General features: G+C 67.6%; 21 protein-coding genes. 17 read left to right on the top strand and 4 right to left on the bottom strand.

The genetic code is table 11. The features are described from left to right. Positions 1-18 precede the first annotated feature (18 nt). The 7 genes from GGR11_RS14840 to GGR11_RS14810 all read left to right on the top strand — a co-directional run bounded on the left by GGR11_RS14840 (position 19) and on the right by GGR11_RS14810 (position 7,190). Entirely contained in the window at positions 19-720 is a 702-nt protein-coding gene (locus GGR11_RS14840) for a hypothetical protein (RefSeq protein WP_183198221.1), read from the top strand. 44 nt (positions 721-764) lie between these two features. After that, positions 765-1,448 (top strand): hypothetical protein, encoded by a 684-nt coding sequence (locus GGR11_RS14835; RefSeq protein WP_183198220.1) that lies wholly within the window; start codon positions 765-767, stop codon positions 1,446-1,448. After that, on the top strand, positions 1,438-1,647 hold the full coding sequence (locus GGR11_RS14830; protein ID WP_154726509.1) for a helix-turn-helix transcriptional regulator: 210 nt from the start codon (positions 1,438-1,440) through the stop codon (positions 1,645-1,647). Before GGR11_RS14835 ends, GGR11_RS14830 begins: the two co-directional genes overlap by 11 nt. Before the next feature lie 57 nt (positions 1,648-1,704). Then, positions 1,705-2,787: a bifunctional transcriptional activator/DNA repair enzyme AdaA gene (locus GGR11_RS14825; RefSeq protein WP_183198218.1), complete on the top strand. Its 1,083-nt coding sequence runs from the start codon at positions 1,705-1,707 to the stop codon at positions 2,785-2,787. Further along, on the top strand, positions 2,780-3,310 hold the full coding sequence (locus GGR11_RS14820; RefSeq protein WP_246331921.1) for a methylated-DNA--[protein]-cysteine S-methyltransferase: 531 nt from the start codon (positions 2,780-2,782) through the stop codon (positions 3,308-3,310). The genes GGR11_RS14825 and GGR11_RS14820 overlap by 8 nt, the downstream gene beginning before the upstream one ends. 65 nt (positions 3,311-3,375) lie before the next feature. After that, a complete protein-coding gene (locus GGR11_RS14815) occupies positions 3,376-3,774 on the top strand; it encodes a baeRF12 domain-containing protein (RefSeq protein WP_183198216.1) in 399 nt (132 codons plus the stop codon). Between the two features lie 239 nt (positions 3,775-4,013). Then, positions 4,014-7,190 (top strand): TonB-dependent receptor domain-containing protein, encoded by a 3,177-nt coding sequence (locus GGR11_RS14810; RefSeq protein WP_183198214.1) that lies wholly within the window; start codon positions 4,014-4,016, stop codon positions 7,188-7,190. Between the two features lie 58 nt (positions 7,191-7,248). Here the strand turns inward: GGR11_RS14810 and ilvA are convergent, their stop codons facing one another. Next, positions 7,249-8,763 carry a threonine ammonia-lyase, biosynthetic gene (gene ilvA, locus GGR11_RS14805; protein WP_183198212.1) on the bottom strand — a complete coding sequence of 505 codons (1,515 nt, stop codon included), beginning with the start codon at positions 8,761-8,763 and terminating at the stop codon, positions 7,249-7,251. Positions 8,764-8,972: 209 nt separating this feature from the next. Between ilvA and nadA the strand changes: the two genes are divergently transcribed. Genes nadA through nadC form a run of 4 tightly spaced genes read left to right on the top strand, consistent with a single transcriptional unit; the run spans position 8,973 to position 13,354 of the window. After that, positions 8,973-10,052 carry a quinolinate synthase NadA gene (nadA, locus tag GGR11_RS14800; RefSeq protein ID WP_183198210.1) on the top strand — a complete coding sequence of 360 codons (1,080 nt, stop codon included), beginning with the start codon at positions 8,973-8,975 and terminating at the stop codon, positions 10,050-10,052. A 22-nt stretch (positions 10,053-10,074) separates the two neighbouring features. Continuing rightward, positions 10,075-10,968 (top strand): metalloprotease, encoded by an 894-nt coding sequence (locus GGR11_RS14795; RefSeq protein ID WP_343051153.1) that lies wholly within the window; start codon positions 10,075-10,077, stop codon positions 10,966-10,968. After that, on the top strand, positions 10,965-12,497 hold the full coding sequence (locus GGR11_RS14790) for an L-aspartate oxidase (RefSeq protein WP_183198208.1): 1,533 nt from the start codon (positions 10,965-10,967) through the stop codon (positions 12,495-12,497). The genes GGR11_RS14795 and GGR11_RS14790 overlap by 4 nt, the downstream gene beginning before the upstream one ends. Beyond that, complete coding sequence (gene nadC, locus GGR11_RS14785; RefSeq protein WP_343051152.1) at positions 12,494-13,354, top strand: carboxylating nicotinate-nucleotide diphosphorylase; 861 nt, start codon at positions 12,494-12,496, stop codon at positions 13,352-13,354. Before GGR11_RS14790 ends, nadC begins: the two co-directional genes overlap by 4 nt. Positions 13,355-13,399: 45 nt before the next feature. Here the strand turns inward: nadC and GGR11_RS14780 are convergent, their stop codons facing one another. Beyond that, entirely contained in the window at positions 13,400-14,560 is a 1,161-nt protein-coding gene (locus GGR11_RS14780) for a cell wall hydrolase (RefSeq protein ID WP_246331919.1), read from the bottom strand. A 443-nt stretch (positions 14,561-15,003) separates the two neighbouring features. On the opposite strand from GGR11_RS14780, the gene GGR11_RS14775 reads away from it, so the two are divergent. Beyond that, the gene (locus GGR11_RS14775; RefSeq protein ID WP_035310966.1) at positions 15,004-15,189 is read left to right on the top strand and encodes a hypothetical protein; all 186 of its coding nucleotides are present in this window, start codon (positions 15,004-15,006) and stop codon (positions 15,187-15,189) included. 232 nt (positions 15,190-15,421) lie between these two features. Then, positions 15,422-15,778 carry a DUF6481 family protein gene (locus GGR11_RS14770; protein ID WP_183198206.1) on the top strand — a complete coding sequence of 119 codons (357 nt, stop codon included), beginning with the start codon at positions 15,422-15,424 and terminating at the stop codon, positions 15,776-15,778. Between the two features lie 77 nt (positions 15,779-15,855). Here the strand turns inward: GGR11_RS14770 and GGR11_RS14765 are convergent, their stop codons facing one another. After that, complete coding sequence (locus GGR11_RS14765; protein ID WP_183198204.1) at positions 15,856-19,593, bottom strand: PAS domain S-box protein; 3,738 nt, start codon at positions 19,591-19,593, stop codon at positions 15,856-15,858. 134 nt (positions 19,594-19,727) lie between these two features. Here GGR11_RS14765 and GGR11_RS14760 point away from each other — a divergent pair, with 134 nt between their 5' ends. The 4 genes from GGR11_RS14760 to GGR11_RS14745 all read left to right on the top strand — a co-directional run bounded on the left by GGR11_RS14760 (position 19,728) and on the right by GGR11_RS14745 (position 23,906). After that, positions 19,728-20,207 (top strand): Dps family protein, encoded by a 480-nt coding sequence (locus GGR11_RS14760; protein ID WP_183198202.1) that lies wholly within the window; start codon positions 19,728-19,730, stop codon positions 20,205-20,207. Positions 20,208-20,305: 98 nt separating this feature from the next. Continuing rightward, positions 20,306-21,403, top strand: coding sequence for a cell wall hydrolase (locus tag GGR11_RS14755; protein WP_183198199.1), 1,098 nt, complete (start codon positions 20,306-20,308; stop codon positions 21,401-21,403). 49 nt (positions 21,404-21,452) lie between these two features. Beyond that, positions 21,453-23,429, top strand: coding sequence for a PAS domain-containing protein (locus tag GGR11_RS14750; RefSeq protein ID WP_183198197.1), 1,977 nt, complete (start codon positions 21,453-21,455; stop codon positions 23,427-23,429). 69 nt (positions 23,430-23,498) lie between these two features. Next, positions 23,499-23,906 carry a response regulator gene (locus tag GGR11_RS14745; protein ID WP_183198195.1) on the top strand — a complete coding sequence of 136 codons (408 nt, stop codon included), beginning with the start codon at positions 23,499-23,501 and terminating at the stop codon, positions 23,904-23,906. A gap of 45 nt (positions 23,907-23,951) precedes the next feature. Here GGR11_RS14745 and trxB read toward each other — a convergent pair whose 3' ends face one another. Beyond that, positions 23,952-24,959, bottom strand: coding sequence for a thioredoxin-disulfide reductase (trxB, locus tag GGR11_RS14740; RefSeq protein WP_183198193.1), 1,008 nt, complete (start codon positions 24,957-24,959; stop codon positions 23,952-23,954). Between the last annotated feature and the right edge of the window lie 41 nt (positions 24,960-25,000).

Raw genomic sequence — 25,000 nt, 5'->3', positions numbered from 1 at the left:
TTACGTCAGGAGGGCGACATGAGCAACAGCGACGATCAAGCGATCCAGCGCGTGAAACTGGAAAGAAAACGATGCTGGTGGACGGCCCTCACCCTGACCGCCGTCGGGGCGGCGGGCATGGTCGGCGGCGCGGGGTTCGCGTTGGTTTCCGGCGCAGAAGGCGACCAGGCGACGGCGGCCGGTGTGGCGACGGGGGTCGGATTCGCCCTGACCCTCATCGGCGCGATCTGGGCGTGGAGTTCGCGTCCGGGCCAGTCGATCACTGTGGCGGCGAGCGGCGAGGGGGCGCGTCGTGACAAGTTGGAGCGCGCGCGCACCCAACAGCTGGTGATGCTGCCCGTCGTGCTGCTGCTCTTCATGGCGCAGGCGCATCAGGCGATGGGCAGGATCCTGGGCGGGGACCATAATCTGGGCGCCTATGTGCAGGTGCTGCTGCCGGTTCTGTATGGCTGGCTCATCCCGCTTGTCGTCATGGGGTGGGACGCGCACACACGCAAGAACCGCCGGTTCCTGGAGGACGAGCTGACCCAGCTGATGCGGGCCAGATCGATGATCCTGGCCTTCGTCGTGCTGATGACGGGGCTGACCGTGGCCCTGGGTCTGGGGCTGTGGCGTCCACAGTACGGGGTCATGGCCTTGCCTTATGTCCTGGCCTTGGGCGGGGCCTCGGCGGGGCTGCGGTTCGCCTGGCTGGATCGGGAGGCCGGTCGCGATGGGTGATCTGCAATCGGATTGCGGGCCGAGAGTCTTGAGGAGCGGCGTCCATGGATGAGGATGAAAAGCAGGCGGCTCTGGCGCGTGAGCGCCGCCGCCGCCGCCGGCACGGGTTCGCCTTGGTGCTCTTCACGCTGGGCATGATCGGGATCGCCTCGCTGGCCGCCAGCGAAGGTAGTGCTGACGCGCAATGGGCCATGGCGGTCGCAGCGGCGGGCGGCGTCGCCATGCTGGTCGGGGCGATCCTGGCCTGGTTCAGCAAGCCCGGCGAAGATCGACGACGCCTGGACGCGATCATGACTTATCGGGACCGCGTTCAACGGAACAGGACCATCCAGCTGTTCACCATGAGTCTGGTGGTGCTGATCGAGGGGATCATGATCATCGGCTTTTCGGATCATCTGCTCGCCGGGCGTGTCAGTGAGGCCATTGTGCCGTTGCTGATGGCCGCCACCGTCAGCTGGACCATCATTATGACCGTGATGGCGTGGGACGGCGGCTCACGGAAGATGAAGAAGTTCCTGGACGACGAACTGTCGCGCCATATCCGGGCGCGCGCGACGGGCCTGGCCTTCATCGTCCTGATGGCGGGCGCCACCCTGGCGCTGGCCGCCAGCGTGTGGGCGCCGAACTGGACGCCGCTGGTGCTGGCCTTCTCGCTGCTGACTTCGGCGGGGGCGGCGGCCTTGCGGTTCGCGCTTCTGGATCGAGAGGCGTCCGGCGATGGGGAGTAGTCGGCTGGGATTGAGGCTGAAGGAGGTCCGCACGGCGGCCGGCCTGACCCAGGCCCAACTGGCAGACGCCGCCAAGGTGTCGCGCAAGACGATCAATACGGTGGAGAACGGGGTCTTCATCCCCTCGACCATCGTGGCCCTGGATCTGGCGCGTGCGCTGAACACGACGGTCGAGGCGATCTTCTATCTGAAGGACTGAGCATCCATGTCCGAAAACCGCGAGACATCGCCGGGCTGAGCCGCCATCCTGCCGGCCATGGAACAGACGCTGGATCAGGAGGCCTGCTGGAGAGCCTTGGGGGCGCGGGACGCCCGGTTCGACGGGCGGTTCTTCACGGGCGTGACCTCGACCGGCATCTATTGTCGGCCGGTCTGTCCCGCGCGGACGCCCCGGCGCGAGAATGTGGTGTTTCACCCCACGGCGGCCTCGGCCGAGGCGGCGGGGTTTCGCGCCTGCCTGCGCTGCCGCCCCGAGACGGCCCCCGAGATGGGGGCGTGGCGCGGCACGTCGAACACGGTCAGCCGGGCCCTAGCCCTGATCGAGGCGGGGGCGCTGGACGGGGGCGATGCGGACACTCTGGCGGCGCGGCTGGGGGTGGGCGAGCGGCATCTGCGACGGCTGTTCCGCCAGCACCTGGGCGCGGCGCCGGTCAGCGTGGCCCAAACCCGGCGCGTCCTGCTGGCCAAGCAGCTGATCCACGAGAGCGACCTGTCGATGGCCGAGGTGGCGATGGCGTCCGGCTTCGGCAGCGTCCGGCGGTTCAACGAGACCTTTCGGGCCCTGTATGGCCGTCCGCCGTCGGAATTGCGGCGGCGCAAGGCGGAAGGCGAGGGCGGCGGGGCGGTGAAGCTGGGCCTGGCCTATCGCCCGCCCTATGACTGGAGCGCGATGATGTCGGCCCTGACGGTGCGGGCCGCCCCGGACGAGGCGGTGGCCGAAGGGGTCTGGCGGCGCAGGCTGCGGGCGGCGACGGACGGGACGGACGGCGAGGTTTCCGTGCGGTCGGGGTCTGAGGGCAAGGCGGCGGTCGAGGCGCGGGTGGACGAGCTGAAAGCCCTGCCGGGCGTGCTGGCGCGGGTGCGGCGGGTGTTCGACCTGGCGGCTGATCCCGAGGCGATCCGGCGGGACCTGTCGGCGGATCCGGACCTGCGTGCGGCGCTTGAGGCCTGGCCAGGACTGCGACCGGCGGGCGATTGGATCGACGCCGGAGAGGATGCCCCCAGCGACCGGCTTGCGACCGTGGATGCGGCCCTGGCGGCGCGGGCCGAAGCCTGGCGCCCCTGGCGCGCCTATGGCGCCCTTTACTGGAACCGTGTGACGGAGACGGCCGATGCCTAGACAATCAACGCCGATGACCCTGACCCTGGATCGGATCGCCTCGCCGGTGGGCGAGGTGCTGGTGGCGACCGACGCCGAGGGGGCGGTGCGGGCGCTGGATTTCCATGACTACGAAGACCGGATGCGCCGGCTGCTGCACCGCCACTACGGCCCGGTCGAACTGGTCGAGGGGCTGGCGCCGGAGGCGGTGCGTCGGGCGGTCGAAGCCTATTTCGGCGGTGATCTGACGGCGTTTGATGCGGTGGTGGTGAAGACGGGCGGGACCGTTTTCCAGCAGGCGGTGTGGGCCGCGCTGCGGGCCATTCCGGCGGGGGAGACGCGCAGCTACGGGCAGCTGGCGGCGGCGATCGGATCGCCCAGAGCGGTGCGGGCGGTGGGTCTGGCCAACGGCTCCAACCCGGTCGGGGTGATCGTGCCCTGCCATCGGGTGATCGGGGCGAACGGGACCCTGACCGGCTATGCCGGGGGGCTGGAGCGGAAACGCTGGCTGCTGGCGCACGAGGCCGGCGGGCGGCTGCTCTGATCGGCGAGGCAACGGCATCGGTCCCCGACCGTTACCCAAGGCCACAGACCGAAAGAGTATCGACGATGAAACTATCCAATGGCGCCCTGGTGGCGGTGGTCGACGGCGAGAAGCTGGTCCTGTTCAAGAACACGAACGCCCAGGAAATCCGGCTGTCGCCGCTGGAGATTCCGGCGATGGAGGATCGGGTTTCCGGCTCGTCCGGCCGCCGTTCCAGCGAGGCCAACCCGGACAACGACACCCAGGCCGAGGACGGCTTCGCCATGGGCGTGGCCGAGGTGCTGAACAAATGGTCGGTCACGAACAAGATCGACGAACTGCTGGTGATCGCGGCGCCCAAGACCCTGGGGGAACTGCGCAAGCACTGGCACAAGGATCTAGAATCCAAGCTGGCCGGCGAAATCGCCAAGGACCTGACGGGGCATAGTACGGATCAGATCGCGGCGGCTATCGAAAAAGCCTGACCTAAAAGGTTCGTCCGCCATGCCGCCTCCTTTCGCCATGGCGGGCGACCACTCGGGTTCAGTGGATCTGAGGGTGAGTTTTGATGTCAAAAACGAGGCGTTCGCCTCAGGTTTGTGGCCTAACTGTGACAGTTCTTAGGCAAACATGTCGCCAACCGCTGTTTGGCGATTGACCCTCGCTGCATTGCAGCAAAATCTTCCCCTTATCGCGACTCCTCTCGCGATTTTTGGGGGTAATCATGCGCAACAAAGCGGTTTTCCGCTCGATCCTGCTTGGCGGGTCTATACTTAGCTGCCTGTCGGCGCCGGCATTCGCACAGTCGGCGCCGGACCCGACCCCCGAGGTGGACGAGATTGTCGTCACAGGCTCGCGTCTTTCGTCGTCGTCGGCGACCCAGGCCGCCCAGCCGGTTCAGTTAGTGACTGCGGAGGCGATCGAGACGCAGGGCGTGACCCAGGTTTCTGACCTGCTGGATCGGATTCCCGCGCTGCAGTCGTCCGCCAGCTCGGCCCAGGCGAACGGCGGGGCGGCGACGTTGAATCTGCGCGGCATGGGATCGTCGCGCACCCTGACCCTGGTCAACGGCCGTCGGTATGTCGCCGGGGTGCCTGGCTCGGCCGCCGTCGATGTCAGCAGTATTCCGGCAGGTCTGATCGAGCGGGTCGAGGTCCTGACCGGCGGCGCATCCGCTGTTTATGGATCCGACGCCGTGACCGGCGTGGTCAATTTCATTCTTAAGGACGATTACGAAGGCACCGAAATGACGGTGCAGGGCGGGCTGTCCGGCGAGGGCGATGCGGAGGAGTTCTACGTCTCTCTGCTCCACGGCCGCAACTTCGACAATGGACGCGGCAACTTCACCATCGGCGTCCAAGGCAATGAGCGCTCCGAACTCTATTATGGCGACCGCAGCTATTCGAAGAACAACGGGACCTACGACGACTACACCAATCCGGCGCTCTACTTCCAGGCCGGCGACCCGCTGCCGCCGGGACGGACCTTGGCCAACACGCGCGGGCGGACCATCTTGCTGGGCGGCGCGCCGCGCTACGCTGGGACGGATGCGTCGCTGATCGCACGGGCTCAGTCGGCGACGCCTCGCGCCTTCATCGCCGATCCGCGCTTTTCGATCTCCAGCACGAGCGGTCTGATCGGCATTGATCTGGATGGCGACGGCTACGCGGAACCGGCCAACTTTTATTCCAATCCCCAGGTGGTCGCCGACTGCAACACAAACCGAAATGGCCAACTTGGCTACGGTTGCTACACCGTCGATCCGGTCACCGGACAGTTTCGACCGTTCCAGGACGGCCTGTATGCGGGCTCGTCCAACCAGTCGGGCGGCGACGGTGCGGCCCAGGTGTTCGATAACCAGAGCCTGCTGCCCAAAGAGTCCAGCTATTCGCTCAGCTTCACGGGCAACTACAATCTCTCGACCTTCTTCAATCCCTTCGTCGAATTGACCGCGTCGTGGAGCAAGGGGACGACCTACAATCCATACAACACCTATGACGACTCCATACCGATCTCGCTCGACAATCCTTTCATTCCGGCGGCGCTGAGGGCTCTGGTTGATGCGGAGATCGCGGCGGATCCCAGCATCGCCGATACGGCTCAGATTGCGCTGTCGCGCGACCATATCGACATCTTCGATCCCAAGGCTGAGAACGAGCGGCGCACCTATCGCGCCGTTGTCGGTACACGCGGCGAATTGGACTTGGGCTGGAACTACGAACTGTCGTTCAACTATGGCCGGACTGAGCAGGACAGCACCTACGCGGTTCGTCTGGAGGATCGGTTCTTCGCCGCCATTGACGCAGTGACGGATCCGGTGACGGGCGAGGCGGTTTGTCGCTCAACCCTGGATCCGACGGCGGCCCCGCCCATCTCGGGGCTCTATCCCGAGTTCGGCGGACCTGTTCCCAACCCCTTCCAGACCTTTACGCCGGGCGCAGGCTCCGAGTGTCGTCCGTTGAACCTGTTTGGTTTGGGCAATGTCAGCCCGGAGGCCTCCGCCTTCGTTGGTCCGCTGGTGACTGACACTTCGCTGATCCAGCAGACGGTGGTGTCCGGCTTCCTGGCCGGCGATCTGGAACGCTGGTTCAGTCTGCCGGGCGGTCCGGTCAGCTTCGCGATCGGCGGCGAATATCGCAAGGAACAGAGCGACTTCAATCCGAACGACTATGACGAGCAGGGCGTGACCTTCCGTTATGCGACCACGGCGGCGGTGGCGGGCGAGTTCGAGGTTTCGGAAGGCTTCGTGGAGATCAGCCTGCCGCTGCTGGCTGATCTGCCGTTCGCCGAGACTTTGACCCTGAATGCCGCCGCGCGGTTCGGCGACTACTCCAATATCGGCAATACCGAGACCTTCAAGGCCGACATGGTCTGGGCGCCGGTGTCGGATCTGCGGTTCCGCGGCGGCGTGTCCAAGGCAGTCCGCGCGCCGAACATCGCCGAACTGTTCACACCGCTGCAGACGTCCGGCTTCCGTCCCATCGATCCTTGCTCGGCGGAGAACATCACCCAGGGCTCCAGCTCCCGCGAGGCCAACTGCCGCGCCGATCTGGCCCGCTACGGCGTGACGGTGGGATCGACCTACGACTTCGCCGATCCGCTGACGGCCCAGTTCTTCGGCGCGTCGGGCGGCAATCCGGATCTTCAGGCGGAGACCTCTGACTCCTGGACGGCGGGTCTGGTGGTGCAGCCCCGGTTCCTGTCCGGGTTCACGTTCACGGCCGACTACTGGAACATCAAGATCGAGAATGCGATCGCCTCGGTCTCGGCCCAGGACATCGTCAACAGCTGCTATGATGCGCCCGACATCAACAACCAGTACTGCGCCCTGATCAGCCGCGACGACCGTCCCGGCTCGTTGACCCAGGGCGGCCTGGACTATCTGCAGCAGAGCTCGGTCAACTTCGCCGGGCTGGAAGCCTCGGGCGTCGATTTTGACGTCAGGTATCGCCTGGACATGGACATGTTCGGCAAGCCGGAATGGGGTTCGCTGGCGTTGGGCGTGGGCGGAACCTGGCTGGAGGATCGCAACGACTATCCGTTCGTGGCGGATGCGTCCCTGGCCAATCCGGTCAAGGAACAGCTGAACTCTCCGGAGTGGGTGCTGAACACCTCGGTACGGTGGAGCGTGGGCGATTTCACAGCCGGACTGTTCTCCAACTATCAGACCAAGCAGACCCGGTCGGGCGTCGAGATCGAGAACGTGGTCTCGTATGATGCGCCGTGGAACGATCCGATCTGGACCCATGACGCCTCTCTGTCGTGGGACATCGATGGTGAAAGCGATCTGATCGTCGGTGTGAACAACCTCACGGACGAAGAGCCCTTCCTGAGCACGGTGGCGACGCCGGTGTCGGCGCGCGGCCGTTACTTCTTCGTGCGTTTCAGCAAGAAGCTCTGATATTACAGGGATGTAAGAAGGGGGGGCGACCGGCGACGGTCGCTCCCTTTTTCGTGGCTCAGGCCCCGTCCAGGAACAGGCGGCAGGCAGGGTTGGCGGTTTCGTCGACGTAGGGGTAGCCCAGGTCGGCGAGGGCGGCGGACAGCTGGGCCTGTTCTTCGGGGGGGACGCTGACGCCCGCCAGCACCCGGCCGACGTCGTCGCCGTGGTTGCGATAGTGGAACAGGGTCAGGGCCCAGGCGGGCTGGAGGCTGTTGAGGAAGCGCAGGAAGGCCCCCGGACGTTCGGGGAACTGGAAGCGCAGGATACGCTCGTGGGGCAGGCCGACGGTGCGGCCGCCGACCATGTAGCGGACGTGCAGTTTGGCGGTCTCGTTGTCGCTCATGTCCTCGACGGCGTAGCCGTTGGAACGGAGGGTCGCGATCAGGTCGTCGCGCTCGTGCGGACCGTTCCTCAGGGCGACGCCGACGAAGATCTGGGCCTCGCCGTCGCCGGACCAGCGGTAGTTGAACTCGGTGACCGAACGGCCGTCGAGACTGTCGAGGAAGCGGCGGTAGTCGTCGCGGTCGTCCTTCATAGCCACGGCCAGCAGGGCCTCGGCGCCCTCGCCGATCTCGGCGCGTTCGGCGACGTGGCGCAGCCGGTCGAAGTTCAGATTGGCGCCCGAGTTGACGGCGATCAGGGGGGCCGCGCCGGGATGGGCGGCGGCCCAGGCCTTGAGGCCCGCAAGCGCTACGGCGCCCGAGGGTTCGGCGATGGCGCGGCTGTCGTCGAAAATGTCCTTGATGGCGGCGCAGATGGCGTCGGTATCCACCAGGACGATCTCGTCCAGCAGATCCTTGCACAGGCGGAAGGTGTGGTCCCCGGCGCGGCGCACGGCCACCCCGTCGGCGAACAGGCCGACCTCGTTCAAGGTCACCACCTCGCCGGCGTCGATAGCGGCCTTCATGGTGGGGGCGTCCACCGGCTCGACGCCGATGACGCGGGTCTCGGGGCGCAGGAATTTGAGGATGGCCGCCATCCCGGCGGCCAGGCCGCCGCCGCCGATGGGCACGAAGACGGCCTCGATGGGGTCGGCGTGCTGACGGGCGATCTCCAGCCCCACCGTGCCCTGGCCGGCGATGACCTCAGGGTCGTCGAAGGGGTGGATGAAGGCGGCGCCGGTCTGGCTCTCCAGATGGCGGGCGTGGGCGTAGGCCTCGTCGAAACTGTCGCCGTGCAGGACCACTTCGCCGCCCAGGGCGCGGACGGCGGCGACCTTGATGCCGGGGGTGGTGGTCGGCATGACGATGACGGCGGGGACGTTGCGGCGGGCGGCGGCCAGGGCCACGCCCTGGGCGTGATTGCCGGCCGAGGCGCAGATGACCCCCTTGGACAGTTCGGCCTGGGTCAGGCCGGCGATCTTGTTGTAGGCGCCGCGGATCTTGAACGAAAACACCGGCTGCAGGTCCTCACGCTTCAGCAGCACGGGGCGGTCCAGCCGCGCCGAGAGGCGACGCAGCGGATCGAGGGGCGTTTCCTCCGCCACGTCATAGACGCGGGCGGTGAGTATGCGGCGGATGGTGTCTTGCATCAAAATGTCAGGCGAAGCGGGGGTGAGGAAATGAAGTCGCCGTCCGTCTAAGCGATATTGCCCCGTTTGTGAAAGGTTCGTGCGCTGATGGCTGGAAACTCTCCCATGCTTGAGAGGCGCGCAATGGATTTCTCTTGCGCGCGGCCCCCATCGGCCTACATTGGTTGTGCTTATGCTAACTTTGAGCATAAGGGTCTAGGGAGACGGTCATGGCGGACGGCGCCTTTGGTCTGACGAAGGAACTGGAGCGGGAGACCGCCGGGGTGTGGGCGAAGGTCAAGGACCATGTCACGCCGCTGGAGTGGCCCGAACAGGCGCGGCTGATCAGCGAGATCAACCGGCTGAAGCGCGAGCGCGACGCCGTGATCCTGGCCCACAACTATATGACGCCCGAGATCTTCCACGGGGTCGGCGACTACGTCGGCGACAGCCTGGGCTTGGCCAAGGAGGCCGCACGGTCGGACGCCAAGGTGATCGTCCAGGCGGGCGTGCACTTCATGGCCGAGACGTCGAAGATCCTGAGCCCGGAAAAGACCGTGCTGATCCCCGATCTGCGGGCGGGATGCTCGCTGGCCTCGTCGATCACGGGGGCGGATGTGCGGCTGATCAAGCAGCGCTATCCGGGCCTGCCGGTCGTGACCTATGTGAACACCACGGCCGATGTGAAGGCCGAGACAGACATCTGCTGCACCAGCGCCAACGCCGTGCAGGTGGTGGAATGGGCGGCCAAGGAATGGGGCGTGGATCGGGTCATCCTGATCCCCGACGAATATCTGGCGCGCAACGTCGCGGCCCAGACGACGGTCGGCATCATCGCCTGGAAGGGCCGCTGCGAGGTGCATGAACGGTTCACCGTGGACGACATCGCCGAGATGCGCGCCGCCTATCCGGGCGCGGAAATCCTGGCCCACCCCGAATGCCCGGAAGACGTGCTGGCGGCGGCGGACTTCGCCGGTTCGACGGCGGCCATGACCGACTATGTCGAGGCGCGTCGGCCCAAACAGGTGGTGATGATCACCGAATGTTCGATGGCTGCGAACGTCGCCGGGGACGTGCCGGGCGTGCAGTTCATCGGGCCGTGCAACCTGTGCCCGCATATGAAGCGGATCACGCTGGAAAACATCCGCGACTGCCTGCTGCACATGCAGTTCGAGGTGACGGTTCCGGCCGACATGATCGAACGCGGACGGCTCGCCGTGCAGCGGATGATCGACCTGCCCCCGCCCGCCGTTCCGGCGCGCTATGATCTGGTCAAGGCGCGGCATCACGTCGATGTGGAGCTGATCTGAGCGTGACGCGGCGATCGGTCTCGTGGTCGGGACCGGTTGCTGCGCCCATCTGGACGCCATGAGCAATATCGACACCCCGAACCGCACGCCCGATCGCATCCCCGGCCCCTGGGATCCCAAGCCCGAAGACCCGGCTTTGCGCGCCGCCCCCGCAGCCCCGGCCGAGATTCCGGTCGAGAACGATCAGAGCCTGGTCTGGGCCCTGCTGTCCACGGCCCTGATGGGCGGCTTCCTGTGGTGGATCACCGGCAGCGCCATTGTGGCGGGCGCCGTGCTGATCGGCCTGTTCGTCCATGAGGCGGGGCACGCCCTGGCGATGAACCGGATGGGGATGGGGCCGGCGCGAATCTACATCATTCCCTTCCTGGGCGGGCTGGCCAAGGCGCGGCGGGAGCCGAAGAGCGAATGGGACGGGGTGCTGGTTTCGCTAGCGGGTCCGGCGTTCGGTCTGTTGGCCATGATCCCGTTTGTCGGGGTGTGGATGGCGACCGGGCAGGGCGAATGGCTGATGGGCGCCTTCTTCATCGCCATGCTGAACCTGGTGAACCTGGTCCCGGCGCCGCCTCTGGACGGATCGAGAGCCCTGGGGCCGGTGCTGACGCGGGTGCATCCGCGGCTGGAGCAGATCGTACTGCTGGTCATCGGCGTGGCCGTGGTCTGGTGGGGACTGTCCACCGGGCGGTTCATCCTGGCCGCCTTCCTGGCCCTGTCGGTCTTCGCCCATCTGAAGCGGGGCGTCTGGCGCGCGGCCTGGGGCACGCTGAGCTGGCCCGAGGCGGGCAAGAGCCTGGCCCTCTATCTGCTAACCCTGGTCGTGTGCGCGGCGGCGGCCCTGGGCGCATTGCTGCCCATGGTCGGGGGCGATCCGGCCGGGGCGGTGAGCCTGGGCCTGAACTATCTGGGAGTCGGGCGATGAACCGAACGCGACATGACGGGCCCTTGATCGTCGGCGCTGGTCTGGCGGGCCTGTCGGCCGCGCTGGAAGCGGCGCGGGCGGGGGCTGAGGTTCTGGTCCTGACGCCGGAGCCCCTGCTGAACGCCTGTTCGTCCGCCTGGGCGCAGGGCGGGATGGCGGCGGCGCTGACGGCTGTGGATTCGCCGGAGCTGCACGCGAAGGACACCGAGGCGGCGGGCGCGGGCCTGGTCGAGCCCACGGCGACGCGGGCCTTGACCGAAGCGGGGCGCGAGACGGTGGAATGGCTGGCGGCCCTGGGCGCGCCGTTCGACCGGGATGCGGACGGCGGCTTCGTGGTCAGTCTGGAGGCGGCCCATTCGGTGGCGCGCGTGGCGCGGGTCGGCGGCGACGGGGCCGGACGGGCCATCCTGTCGGCCGTGGTCGCGGCCGTGCGGGCGGAGAAGCGGATCACGGTCTGGGAAGACGCGCGGCTGAAGGCGCTTGTTCAGGACGCCGACGGCCGGGTGGTCGGGGCGGTGGCGGCGCGCGGGCCGGGCGGGCGTCTGGTCGAGATCACGGCGACGGCGGTGGTTCTGGCCACCGGCGGGGCGGGCGGACTGTTTGCGGCCACCACGACGCCGGCGGCGCTGAAGGGCGAAGGCTTGGCGCTGGCGGCGCGGGCAGGTGCGGAAATTCTGGATCCCGAGTTCGTGCAGTTTCACCCCACCGCCATCGACGTGGGGCTGGATCCCGCGCCGCTTGCGACTGAAGCCTTGCGCGGGGAGGGCGCGCGGCTGATCGACGGCGAGGGGCGGTTCCTGCTGGGCGCGGCGCCCGATGCGGACCTGAAGGCGCGCGACGTGGTGGCGCGGGCGGTTCATGCGGCGCGGATGGAGGGGCGAGGCGCCTATCTGGATGCGCGCACAGCCATCGGCGAGGCTTTTCCGCACGAGTTTCCGGCCGTCTTCGCCGCCTGTATGCGCAGCGGCCTGGACCCGCGCATCAGTCCGATCCCGGTGATGGCGGCCTGCCACTATCATATGGGCGGGATCGCCGCCGACGCCGACGGGCGCACCACGGTGGCGGGCCTGTATGCGGTCGGCGAGTGCGCGGCGACGGGCGTGCATGGGGCGAACCGGCTGGCGTCCAACTCCCTGCTTGAAGCCGCGACCTTCGGGCGACGTGCGGGACAGGCGGCGGCGCTGGAGACCGGCGGCGGACGGCCATTACCGGTCGAGATCACGCCGGACCTGCCCGAGGCGGTCCTGGCGGAGCTGAGAACCGCGATGACGGCCCATGCGGGGGTGGTGCGGGATGAGACGGGCCTGTCGGGCCTGATCGCCCTGATCGACCGGCTGGAGGCGCAGTATGGCTCGGCGGCGGTGCTGGAGGCGGCGCGTCTGGTCGTGCAGGCGGCGCTGGATCGGCGTGAGAGCCGGGGCGGTCATTACCGGGCGGATTATCCGCAGACGGCGGCTGTGGCGGACCATACGCGGGTGCGGAATGTGCGCCCGGCGACGCGTCCGGCCGTGCTGGAGCCCGCCGCGTGAGCCGGTCCTTGCCGGATGTGCTGATCGAGCCGGTCGTGCGGATGGCCCTGGCCGAGGATCTGGGCCGGGCGGGCGATGTGACGGCCATGGCCTGTATTCCCGCAGACGCGCGGATGAAGGCGGGCTTTGTGGCGCGCAAGCCCGGCGTATTGGCGGGAATCGACTGCGTACGGCTGGCGGTGCTGGCCATGGATCCGAAGGCGTCGGTCGATCTGCGGCTCAAGGACGGCGCGGCCTTCGAGGCCGGGGCGGTGCTGGCGGTGGTCGAGGCCGAGGCGCGGGCGTTTCTGTCGGCTGAACGGACGGCGCTGAACCTAGTCGGGCGGCTGAGCGGCGTGGCGACCCTGACGCAGGCCTATGTTCAGGCGGTGGACGGGACCAAGGCGCGGATCGCAGATACGAGGAAGACCACGCCGGGCCTGCGGGCGCTGGAGAAACATGCCGTGGCGTGCGGCGGGGGGATGAACCATCGCTTCGGCCTGGATGACGCCATCCTGATCAAGGACAACCACGTCGCCGTGTGCGGCGGCGTGGCCGAGGCGGTGCGCCGGGCCAAGGCCTTCGCCCCTCATCTGATGAAGGTCGAGGTCGAGGTGGACGGGCTGGATCAGCTGGACGCCGTGCTGGGCCTGATCGCCGAGGGCGTGGCGCCGGACGTGGTCATGTTGGACAACTTCGGCCTGGAGGACCTGAAGACCGCCGTGGCGCGGGTCGCGGGGCGGCTGACGCTGGAAGCTTCGGGCGGGGTTAATCTGACAACCGTGCGGGGCATCGCCGAGACCGGGGTGGACGTGATCTCGGTCGGCGCCCTGACCCATTCCGCGCCGGTGCTGGACATCGGACTGGACGCGCTGTGAGGGCGTAGCGCGGGAGCGGCTTCGAAAAGACGCTCCCGGCTGCGATCAGACCGGGTTGGAAGCGTTCGTGACCTCGACCTTGGCGGAGGTGGACACGGGCCGAGCCGTGCGGGCGGCGGCTTGGTTGGCCGGCTGCGACGCGGGCTGGGCGCGCGGCGCGGTCGTTTCGGCTTGAGGCGTCGTCTGCGGGCGCGGCTGGGGCGCCAGGGCGGTCGGTTCCGGCGCGGTCAGGCCTTCCTGGGCCAGGACCAGGGAATAGGCCACGGCCTGGCCGGCCTGGCGTGCGGCCTCGACCGGATCGAGCCCGGCCTGGATCAGGCGGGGCTGGTCGCCCGAGGTCGAGGGCCGGGCGGCGTAGGTGAAGGCCCCGCTGGCGCCCGAACGTCCGCCGAAGCGATAGAAGAGATGGCTTCCGACCTGGTTCACCCGGATCAGAGAGTTGCGCCACACCGGCGACACGCCGGTGGTGTGGAAGTGGGTGGCGTTGCCGACGGCCGAATAGACCGATCCCGACAGAGCGCCCGAGGCGATGCTCTTGGCGCGGTTCCAGGCCGTCGAGTTGACCCGACCGCGCATCGCGCCGTTGCAGGTGAACGAGAACTGGCAGCCGGTGCGGCGCGCGGCGCCCTGATAGACGACGCCGCAGATGGTCTTGGGGAATGCGGGGTGGCGGACGCGGTTCAGGACCACCTGGGCCACTGCCTGCATGCCGTCGCGGCCTTCGCCACGGGCTTCATAATAGACGACCTGGGTCAGGCAATCGAGATCGCGGCTGGCGTCCAGGGCGTTGGCCATGCGGAACGGCTTGGCGCCGACCGGCGTGGTCAGATTGGCGCGACGCAGGTTCGGGTCGCGGTTGTCGTTCAACTGGTCGAGGCGGGCGGCCAGGAGTTCCGCCTGGCGGTCGCGCTGGGCGGCGCCCGCGCTGGTGTAGGGATCGTGTCGACGTGCGATCGAGAGCGCGCTGGCGTCCAGGCCGCCGGCGGCGGCCGAGAGCGCTTCTTCGGTGAAGCCGGCGGCGGTGGCGCCCTGAATCCGTTCGGCTTGGGCGCGCAGCGTATTCGCCTGCGCCAAGGTTCCGCCCAGATAGGCGCCGCCGATCGCCAGTCCCACCAGACCGCCAAAGGCCGCTGCAGCCGTCATGGGCTTGATCTTCGCCACACGATCGGCGCGCGACGCGGCGCGCGTCTGAGAGGAATGCGACAACGAGTTAGTCCTGTTCAGCAGGGCGAGAAACGCTGCCCCCGGGTAGTCTCGCCTGCTGGGCGACTCTGACGGTCGCGTTCCAACTGCGTTCAACGCTCGGCTCACTGTGCCCGACGTCGAGGACGGGCCTATATAGCGAAGTTTGTGACCTGAATGTGGCTGATTCGCAAGCCTGCGGTTAAGGCGTCGAAACGATTAGGTATTTTCACTGTATCGCACGGGGGGGATGACAATCCGGGCTGGAATGTGACAGTCGTGACGACGAATACTGTATTTTATTGCAGTAGGTCTTCATTCGCAAATGTGACAGCCTGCGATATCAGCTAAAGCGTATGCCGGGTTCTGTTCATTTTGCGATCAGAGGGCGTATTCGCGACTTGCCACCGGGGAGGGAACCTGCGCGTTGCGGTCGCGTTGAAGCGTGACCTTTGGAGAGAAGCCCCATGTCGAGACCCCTTGTGATGGCGGCTGTCGCCGCCGCGACCTTGGCCCTGGCCGCCTGCGGAACCACGATCGAACAGAAGGCGGCGAGCGGCGCGGTGGCCGGCGCTGTCGTCGGCGGACCGGTCGGCGCGGCTGTCGGCGGCGCCGCCGGGGCCGTCGTCGGCCAGGCCCAGAAGCCCAACTAGAATGCGTCGCGCCCTTGTTTCGACTGGGGCGCGACCTATCTGCATCACTGGACGGGCGATGCGCGGCATATGCGCATCAAATCGTGCGTCCGTCCGATTTCGCTGCGGTGAACCTTGCTTTTGGCGCGCGTATCGGCTTTGTGCGGCCCGCTTCTGGCCGTGCGTTTCTTCGTCGCCGCCTGATCCCCGATAGCCGCCCCTGGCTGTTCACAAGGAACCCTGACGCTTTCGCATGAAAGATCTGAAGACCGGATTTTCCGACCGCATTACCGCCCAGCAGGAGGCCAAAAAGGCCCTGCTCGCCAAATTCAAGCCTAAGGTTGCTGCGCCCGACCCTGAATTCGAACGTCTGGCTGAAAAGCGCGCCGCCGAGAAGGAAGCCCTGCGCCAGCAGCACGAGTTGGCCAAGGCCGAGCAGCGCCGTGAAAAGGCCGAGAAGGATGCAGCCCGCATGGCCGCCGATCTCGAAGCCCAGGAAGCTGTCGAAGCCGAGAAGCGCGCCGACCGCAAGGCGCGTAAACAACTGACCAAGGAAGAGCAGAAGGCCAAGCGCGACGCCCGCTACGCCGCCCGCAAGGCGCGTCGCTAAGCCTCTCAAGGCTCTGCACTGAAGATCGACGCGTCGCGGGTTTCTGCGGCGCGTTTTTCTTTGGCCGGCGGCCGGGCCTATTCGGCGGGAAGCGCGGCGCGGCCGTCGATGATGCTGCGCAACTGGTCCGTCGAATAGGGTTTGCGCAGGAAGGGCCAGGGGGTGTCGGCCAGAACCTGGTCCACGTCGTCGCCGACATAGCCCGAGGTCAGGGCGATGCGCATGTCCGGCCAGTCTCGGGCCGCCTGCCGGGCCAGATCGACGCCGCTCATGCCGCCCGGCATGACGATGTCGGTCAGCATGATGTCGAAGCGCGCCGCCTGTAGCGCCTTTAAGGCGTCGGGACCGCTTTCGGCCAGCACCACTTGGAGGCCGAAACTCTCCAGAAGATCCAGAGCCACGGCCGCAACGCTGGCGTCGTCCTCGACCAGAAGCATGCGGCCGCCCTTGGCGAAGGCGACGTCCGCGCTGACGGGAACGGGGGCGGGGGGCGCGGTCTCCTGGGGCTGGAGGGGCGGCAGATAGAGACGGATTTCGGACCCGCGCCCGACCGTGGAGGCGATATGGACCCCGCCGCCCGACTGGCGTGCGAAGCCATAGACCTGGCTGAGCCCCAGTCCCGTGCCCTTGCCGACGGGTTTGGTCGTGAAGAAGGGTTCGAAGACGCGGTCGATGACCTCGGCCGGCATGCCGGATCCGTTGTCCGACACCGACACGCAGACATAGTCGCCGGGCGCCAGTTCGGCGACCTGACCGCGTTCGACCGAACAGGTCATCGTCTGGACGGTGATCCTCGCTCCCTCGCGGACCTGCGCGGCCGGGGGAGCGCCCATTGGGGCGCCGTCGCGCATGGGGCCGCCGGTGACGTCGCCCAGGGCGTCGCGGGCGTTGACGATCAGATTCAGCAGGGCGGCCTCGAACTGGGCCGGATCCACGTTCGCGCGGACGCCCCCGCGCTTCAGCTTGACCTTGAAGTCGACCGCCTCGCCGACGGCGCGACGCAGCAGGGGCTCGCCCTCGCGGATCAGGCCGTTCAGGTCGATGGCTTCGGGGCGCAGGGCCTGGCGGCGCGAGAAGGCCAGCAACTGGTGGGTCAGGCTCTCGCCGCGCCGAGCGGCGGCCAGGGCGGCCTCGCCCAGCTTCTTCTTCTTGGCCGGGTCGTCCGAGCGCAGGATGATGTCCAGGGCCCCGATGACGACCGTCAGCAGATTGTTGAAGTCGTGGGCCACGCCTCCGGTCAGCCGGCCCACGGCCTCCATCCGCTGGGTATGCATCAGGTGGGCTTCGGCGGCGGCCTTTTCCGTCAGGGCCTCGGCCACCCGGTCCTCGAGCAACTCATTGATGCGTTTCAGGTCGTCCTCGGCCCGTTTGGCGTCGGTGACGTCCAGGCTGGCGCCGACATAGCCCTGGAAGACGCCCGAGGCGTCGAAGCGCGGCACGCCCTCGGTGCGGATCCATCGCAGGCCCAGCGTGGGATGATTGACCCGGCTGAGCGCCTCGAACCGGTCCCGGGCCTGGAAGGCGCGGGCGAAGGCGGCGTCGAACACCGTCTCGTCGTCTGGATGGATCAGGCGCCGCCAGGCGTCGGCCAACTGCCGGTTCGAACGGATGCCGCAAAAGATGCGATAGCGTTTGTTGCCGAAGATGATCGACGGCGTGGCGTCGGTCATCCAGATCAGGGCCGGGGCGCTGTCGGCGACCGTGCGGAAGCGGATTTCCGATTCGGTCAGCCGCGCCTGGGCCTCGCGCATGTCGGTGACGTCGAAGGCGACGCCGACGAAACCGACCACCGCCTGTCCCGTCAGGCGGGGACGCGAAAAGGACTTGAGCCAGCGCCATTCGCCGTCATGGCGACGATAGCGGGCCTCCATGGAAAAGGGCTGGCCGGTCGCCTCGCCGTCGGCCGATTCCTGGACGATGCGGTCGACGTCGTCGGGATGGAGGGACGAACGCCAGTCTGCGGCCCGCGCCGATTCATAGTCGGCGCCGAAGAAGTCGACATAGGCCTGGTTGACGAAGGAGCGCTGGCGATCCTGATCAGTGACCCAGATCAGCACCGGCGCCGTATCGGCGATGGCCCGGAACCTCTGCTCGCTCTCGCGGGTCTGGATCTCGGCGCGGGCGCGCTCGATTTCGGTCCAGGTGCGGGCGGCGACCTCTTCCAGAAGGCGCGCCTCGGCCTCGGTCCATCGACGGGGACCAGAGGCGTGGACAAACAGGAAGGCGCGCAGACGGCCCGCGCGGATCAAGGGCGCACGGATCAGGGCGCGAGTCCCGATGGCGTCGAAGGCGTCCGCGGCCTCGGCGGTGCGCGGATCCTCGTACACGTCGTCGATCCGGACGGTGCGGCCCTGGGCCAAGTCGGCGATCAGGCCCTCGCCAAAGGCGTCAAGGCTGATCCTGTCCCGAACGGCCCCGTCGTCGGCGGCCCACTGGCCGGTCACTGAGATGAGGCCGGTGTCCGGATCGATCTCGCCGTAGCCGACACGGTCGGCCGAGATCAGACGTCCGATCGACGCCTCGACCTCGCTCATGATGAGACCGGGATCGGACAGATCGCGCAGCCGGTCGCTGAGGCCCAGAAGGAAAGCCTGCTGCCGTTCCGCGCGGGCGGCGGTCTCCAGCGCCTCACGGTTCTCGGTGGTGTCGAAGGAGATGCCGGCATAGCCGAGAAAGACGCCGGCCTTGTCAAAGCGCGGCTCCACGGCGACGCGCATCCAGCGCCACGCCCCGTCGTGACGCCGGAACCGAGCCTCGAACCCATAGGGGCGAAGATTAGGCCGGGCTGCGGCCTGGGCGGCCTCGACCTGCGGCTGATCGTCGGGATGGATGGTCTGTTTCCAGCCGTGGCCGCTCAGGGAGGCGGCCGTGCCGCCGTAGAATTCGGTCAGGGCGATATTGGCGAACTCGACCGCGCCATCGACATCCGTCAGCCAGATGGGCGAAGGGGCCGTGTCCGCCAGAAGACGGAACCGGGTTTCGCTGTCGCGCAGGGCGGCCTCGGCGGCGCGGGCCTCGGTGACGTCGATGTTGACCCCGATCATGCCCATGAAGCGGCCGTCGGCGTTCAGACGAGGCCGGGCTTCGCTGCGCAGGACGCGCCATTCGCCGTCGTGGCGACGGTGACGCCCCTCGACGACATAGGCGACATGGTCCCGATCAGCCTGACGGCAGACGGACAGCACATGGTCCCGGTCGTCCGGGTGAAGGAAGGCGTCTGCGTCGAAATCGCTGGGATCGTCCAGCCCGCCCCAGAACAGGCGCTGGTCGTTGTTCAGATGGATGACGCGGCCGGTCTCGTCTGTCATCCAGAGCATGACGGGGGCCAGTTCGCTGACGATCTGCAACCGTCCTTCGGTCTCGTCGATGCGCGCGTTGGACAGGGACAGCGCCGAGACGACCGCATCCAGCCGCGCCAGCGCGCCGCGCAGGGAGGCGCCCAGCCAGGCGCAGAACAGGCCGACCACGATGAAGTTAAAGGTCGCGACGATATTGAGACCGGGAAGCATCCCCGGACCGGACCCGCTGCTCAGGATCACCAGGGTCCAGCCCCCGACCAGGCATGCGGTCAGCGCCGTGACGCCTGACAGCCTGCCCCCCGCCAAGGCCGCCAGGATGACGCCCGGCAGAAGGATCATGAAGCCGGTGATTTCGCCGTAGAAGGCCGCTCCGGCTGCGCGCAGCAACAGGGCGGCGCCGGCCCCGATCAGTCCGATGAAAATCCGGGTCCAGACCGAACCCGGCTTGAGCCGGGCGAGCGCCAGCAGACCGCCGTCGGCGTCCCGAAGTCGCCTGAAGACCACGGCTGGGTCCATGCTTCGCCCGCTCCCGACGCGTCGTTCTAAAGTGACGCTTGTTCATGCAACGCTCGCTCGCGCTTCGCGTTCCTGACAGCCATATTCGACCGGACCCGCGCCGGCGTAAAGTTAATCACCCCATGGAGCGCAACATGACTGACACGATCGACACCGGCCTGTCCCAGACCGAGCGTGGCGACGTCGCCGAACAGCTGACGCGCGTTCTCGCGGACGCCTACGCCGTGTATCTGAAGACCCACGGCTATCACTGGAACGTGCGGGGGCCGGAATTCTTCGCCCTGCACAATCTGCTGGAGCAGCAGTATCGCGACCAGTGGGAGGCGTTGGACGACATCGCCGAACGTATTCGGGCGCTGGGCGAGTTCGCGCCTCAGGGCTATGGCACCTTCGCCAACCTGACCAGCATCCGCGACGGCGACCCGGAAAAGGACGCGCCCGAGATGCTGCGCGAGCTGATGCGCGATCATGAGACCCTGATCGCCACCATGCGCGCGGCTCTGGACGTGGCCGACGGCGATGGAGACGACGTGACGGTCGATCTGCTGACCCAGCGCCTGGGCTCGCATGAGAAGTTCGCCTGGATGCTGCGCTCCACGCTCGGCGGGCGATAACGTCGGTCTGCGGGCGCCCGAAAACGGCCCCGAAGTCCGCGCATAGGGCTGACGACGACGCTCCGGCTCCCGTAGCGTCGTCTCCTTTCTGGATTTGAATGACACTGGCCCACTGGAAGATGATCTGGACGGCGCTGAAGCGCTCGGCGGCGGCCCTGCCTGCGGCCGGCGCTGTGCTGGGCGTCGCCATGGCCGCCGGGTCCAGCGTGCGTCCCGACGCCGACCGCACGGCCGAGGCTGTGGCGCGGATCACCGGCGGGGACATGAGCGCCCCCGGCCTAGACGCCGTGAAGGGGCGTTTGACCCCTTCGCAACTGGCCCTGGCCCAGCGTCATGACCCAAGCCTGCTCCAGCCGGCGGCCTATTCTACAGACGGGGCGATCCTGGCGACCGGCGCCCTGCGTCCCGCCCAGTCCTTTGTTTTCAAGGGCAGCGCCGAGGACCGGCGCCGCGCCCTGCGATGCCTGACTCAGGCCGTCTATTTCGAGGCGGCCCTGGAGCCGGACGCCGGTCAGGCCGGCGTGGCCCAGGTGGTGTTGAACCGGGTGCGCGATCCTAACTACGCCAACACCGTATGCGGCGTGGTGTTTGAGGGCGCCGAGCGGACCACGGGCTGCCAGTTCAGTTTCACCTGCGACGGCTCCCTGTCCCAGACGCCGGTCGCCTGGGCCTGGGAGCGGGCGCGCAAGGTGGCGGAGAAGGCGCTGAACGGCGCGGTCGCGCAGCAGGTCGGGACGGCCACCCATTATCATGCCGACTATGTGAACCCCTGGTGGGCGCCGTCGGTGGCCCGGGTCAACAAGATCGGCTTGCACGTCTTCTATCGCTGGAAGGGTCTCTACGGCGAAACCGCCGCCTTCCGCACCTTGTACAAGGGCCATGAGCCGGTGATCGACGAGGCGCGGTTCTCGCGGCCGCGCCCGGGCGTCCAGCCCGGTCAGGCGACCGGCGGCGCCGATCCCGACACTCTGGCGGCGCCGGGCGGGGATGCACCGATCAAGACTGTCGAGATCAACGGCCAGCAACGCGTCGTCGGCGTGGTCAGTCTGGGCGGCCGTCGCCTGCCCACTCAGGAGGAAGTCGTGGCCATAAACGCCCGGCTGCGCACGCTGGAACAGCCGGCTCCGGCCGTCGCGGTCGCGCCTGAAGGCGTGGCGGACATGCCGGTCGAGGAAGTCGGGCGACCGGCGTCCTGAAACGAGCCGCCTCGCACATTGAAACGCTTCGCGGGTTCAGAGCATTCACATGATCGACCGGAACGACCGGCCCAGCGAGGACGCCTGCTTGACCCACGCCGATAAAGACAGTCTGCGGTGGGACGAGTCCAAGCGCCTGGCGACCCTTCGGGACTACGGGGTTCTGGACACCGACCGAGAGGCCGCCTTCGACGACATCGTCGCCCTGATCGCGCGCATATGCGAGGCGCCCATCGCCGTGGTCAATCTGATCGACGCCGACCGCCAGTGGTTCAAGGCCGAGACGGGGCTGGGCGTGCGCGAGACGCCGCTGGCCACCTCCTTCTGCGCCCATACGCTGTTGCAGGCGGACAGAATGGTGGTGTGCGACGCATCCCTGGACCCGCGCTTCGCCGCCAATCCCCTGGTGACGGGCGAACCCCATCTGCGCTTCTACGCCGGACGACTGTTGAAGACTCAGGACGGCCTGCCGCTGGGCACTCTGTGCGTGCTCGACACCAAGGCCCGTCCAGAAGGGTTGACCGATCTGCAGGAGATGGCGCTGCAAACCCTGGCCGACCAGGTCATGTCCCAGCTGGAGCTGCGCCGCGTTCTGCGCCAGCGCGAGGAAAGCGAGGACACCACCCGTCGGGCGTTGCAGGCGTCGAACTATGTGGGCGCCTGGGATTGGGACGTCGTGGCGGACCGGGTCGTCGCCGACGAACGGTTTGCGGCCATGTACGGCGTCGATCCCGTCGTGGCCCGCACGGGCGCGCCGATCGCCGACTTCACCCGATCCGTGGATCCCCAGGACGAAGCACGGGTCCAGGCCGAGATTCAGGCCGCCATGTCCGGGGAGGGCCGTTTCCATAGCGAATACCGGGTGCGCGACGCCCAGGGCCAGGCGCGCTGGATCGTGGCCCGCGGCCAGGTCTATTTCGATCAGGACGGCGCGCCCGTGCGGTTTCCGGGCGTCGTCGTCGATATCACCGACCGGAAACAGGCGGACGCCGAGCTGGAGGCCATCGCCGCGCGGCTCAGCGCCAGCGAGGCCCAGTTCCGGGTCCTGGCGGACGCCATGCCGCAGATGGTGTGGTCGACGCGACCGGACGGTTTCCACGACTATTACAATGCGCGCTGGTACGAGTTCACCGGCGTGCCCGCCGGATCGACCGACGGCGAGGGCTGGAACGACATGTTCCACCCGGAGGACCAGCCGAAAGCGATGGAGCGCTGGAAGCGGTGCCTGGCGACCGGCGAGCCCTATGAGATCGAATACCGGCTGAAACACCATTCCGGCGTCTATCGCTGGACCCTGGGGCGGGCGGCTGCCGTGCGGAACCCCGACGGCGAGATCACCCGTTGGTTCGGCACCTGCACAGACATTGATGAGCTGAAGCGGCTGGAGCAGGGGCGGGAACTGATCAGCCAGGAGCTGAGCCACCGCATCAAGAACATCTTCGCGGTCATCACAGCCCTGGTGGCCCTGTCGGCGCGGCAGTATCCGGAGGCGCGAGCGTTCGCCGCCTCCTTGCGGACGCGGATCACGGCCCTGGCGCGCGCCCACGAGTTCGTGCGGCCGCACACCGAGACGTCGCAGCCGACGGTCGGCGCCAATACGTTGCACGCCTTCCTGTCGGACCTGTTTCAGGCGTATGCCGATGACGCAGGCGCGGCCCGGGTCCATCTTGCGGGCGATGATGCGGTCTTCGACGATCAGGCGGCGACGTCTGTGGCCCTGCTGTTCCATGAACTGGCGACCAACGCCGCCAAGTACGGGGCCCTGTCTCGGACGGGGGGGCGGGTGGATCTGGCGACCCGGCGGGAAGAGGACCGGTTCATCCTGACCTGGACCGAAACCGGCGGTCCCCCTGTGTCCCAGACGCCGACACGAACGGGCTTCGGATCGTCCCTTGCCTCGCTGTCCGTCGAAGGCCAGCTGGGCGGGCGGCTGGTTCGGGATTGGCGTCCCGCTGGCCTTCGAATCCTGGTGGATCTGCCGGCCACGGCGCTTTCCCGTCGCCGGGCGGCCGAAAAGTCGCATTAGATCGCTGTGGCCTGAAACCGATCCCTTCCGTCTGCGTTCTGTTCGTTCCCGCACACAAGTTCAGTATCCATGACCGCGCGTATCCTCATCATCGAAGACGAAGCCCTGGTCGCGATGGAACTGCGCTTCGTCCTGGAGGACCTGGGTCATGAGGTCGTTGGTGTGGCCGCGACGGCCAAGGGCGCGCGCGACATGGCGCGAGAGATCGATGTGGATCTGGCCCTCGTCGATATCCACCTGTCCGACGGCCCCACCGGCATCAGTCTGGGGCGGGAACTGGGTCAGGACATGGGCGTGACCGTCCTGTTCATGACGGCTAATCCCGGCATGGTGCGCGACGGCGTGGCCGGCGCCATCGGCGTCCTGTCGAAGCCGACCGACGAGCGATGCGTGCAGACGGCGGTCGATTACGCCCTACGCTGCAGACAGGGCCAGCCGGTGGAATACGCGCCTCCGGGCCTGCAACTGTTCGCCTGACGTCCTCTCGGCCTCTGAGATTTCAGACGACCGGGCGGCAGGCGTTCACCAGACCCCTATCTTTTCCGCTTCCTTGTGGCTGATCGGATGGTGAGCCTTGGCGTGGTCTTCCTCGGCCAGGAAACGGCTGACCTCCAGCGCGGCCATACAGCCCATTCCGGCGGCGGTGACGGCCTGGCGATAGACGTCGTCGGTGACGTCGCCGGCGGCCCAGACGCCCTCGATGGCCGTCGCGGCCGTGCCCGGCTTGACCCGCAGATAGCCGCCCGAGTTGGTTTCGAGCTGGCCCTTGAACAGTTCCGACGACGGAGCGTGGCCGATGGCGATGAAGACGCCGTCCGCCGGGATTTCCTGGGTCGAGCCGTCCTGCACGTTCTTCAGCCGCACGCCGGTGACGTTCTTGGCCATGCCGTCCACGACGCCGACGATTTCCTCGATCGCCGTGTTCCAGATCACCTCGACCTTGGGGTGGGCGAACAGGCGGTCCTGAAGGATCTTCTCGGCGCGGAACTCGTCGCGGCGGTGGACGACCGTGACCTTCGACGCGAAGTTGGTGAGGAACAGCGCCTCTTCCACGGCGGTGTTGCCGCCGCCTACAACCACGACATTCTTGCCACGATAGAAGAAGCCGTCGCAGGTGGCGCAGGCGGAAACGCCGAAGCCCTGGTAGGCGGCCTCTGACTCCAGGCCCAGCCACTTGGCCTGGGCGCCGGTGGAGATGATGATGGTCTCGGCCAGGATCTCGTCGCCGCCGTCCAGCTTCAGCCGGAACGGGCGCTGCGACAGGTCGGCCGAGGTGACGATGTCATGGATGACCTCGGTCCCGACGTGCAGGGCCTGGGCCTGCATCTGCTCCATCAGCCAGGGGCCCTGGATGGTCTCGGCGAAACCGGGGTAGTTCTCGACGTCGGTGGTGATGGTCAGCTGGCCGCCGGGCTGGATGCCGGCGATGACGACGGGGTTCAGCGAGGCGCGGGCGGCGTAGATGGCGGCGGTCCAGCCGGCGGGGCCGGAACCGATGATGGCGACGCGGACGGTACGAGCTTGGGTCATGAGGCCTATTTAGGGGCTGATTCCCGTTTGCGCGATGTTAG

It is taken from the genome of Brevundimonas mediterranea, from assembly GCF_014196125.1.
GTDB lineage: Bacteria > Pseudomonadota > Alphaproteobacteria > Caulobacterales > Caulobacteraceae > Brevundimonas > Brevundimonas mediterranea.
This window is presented reverse-complemented; position numbering and strand designations above follow the sequence as displayed.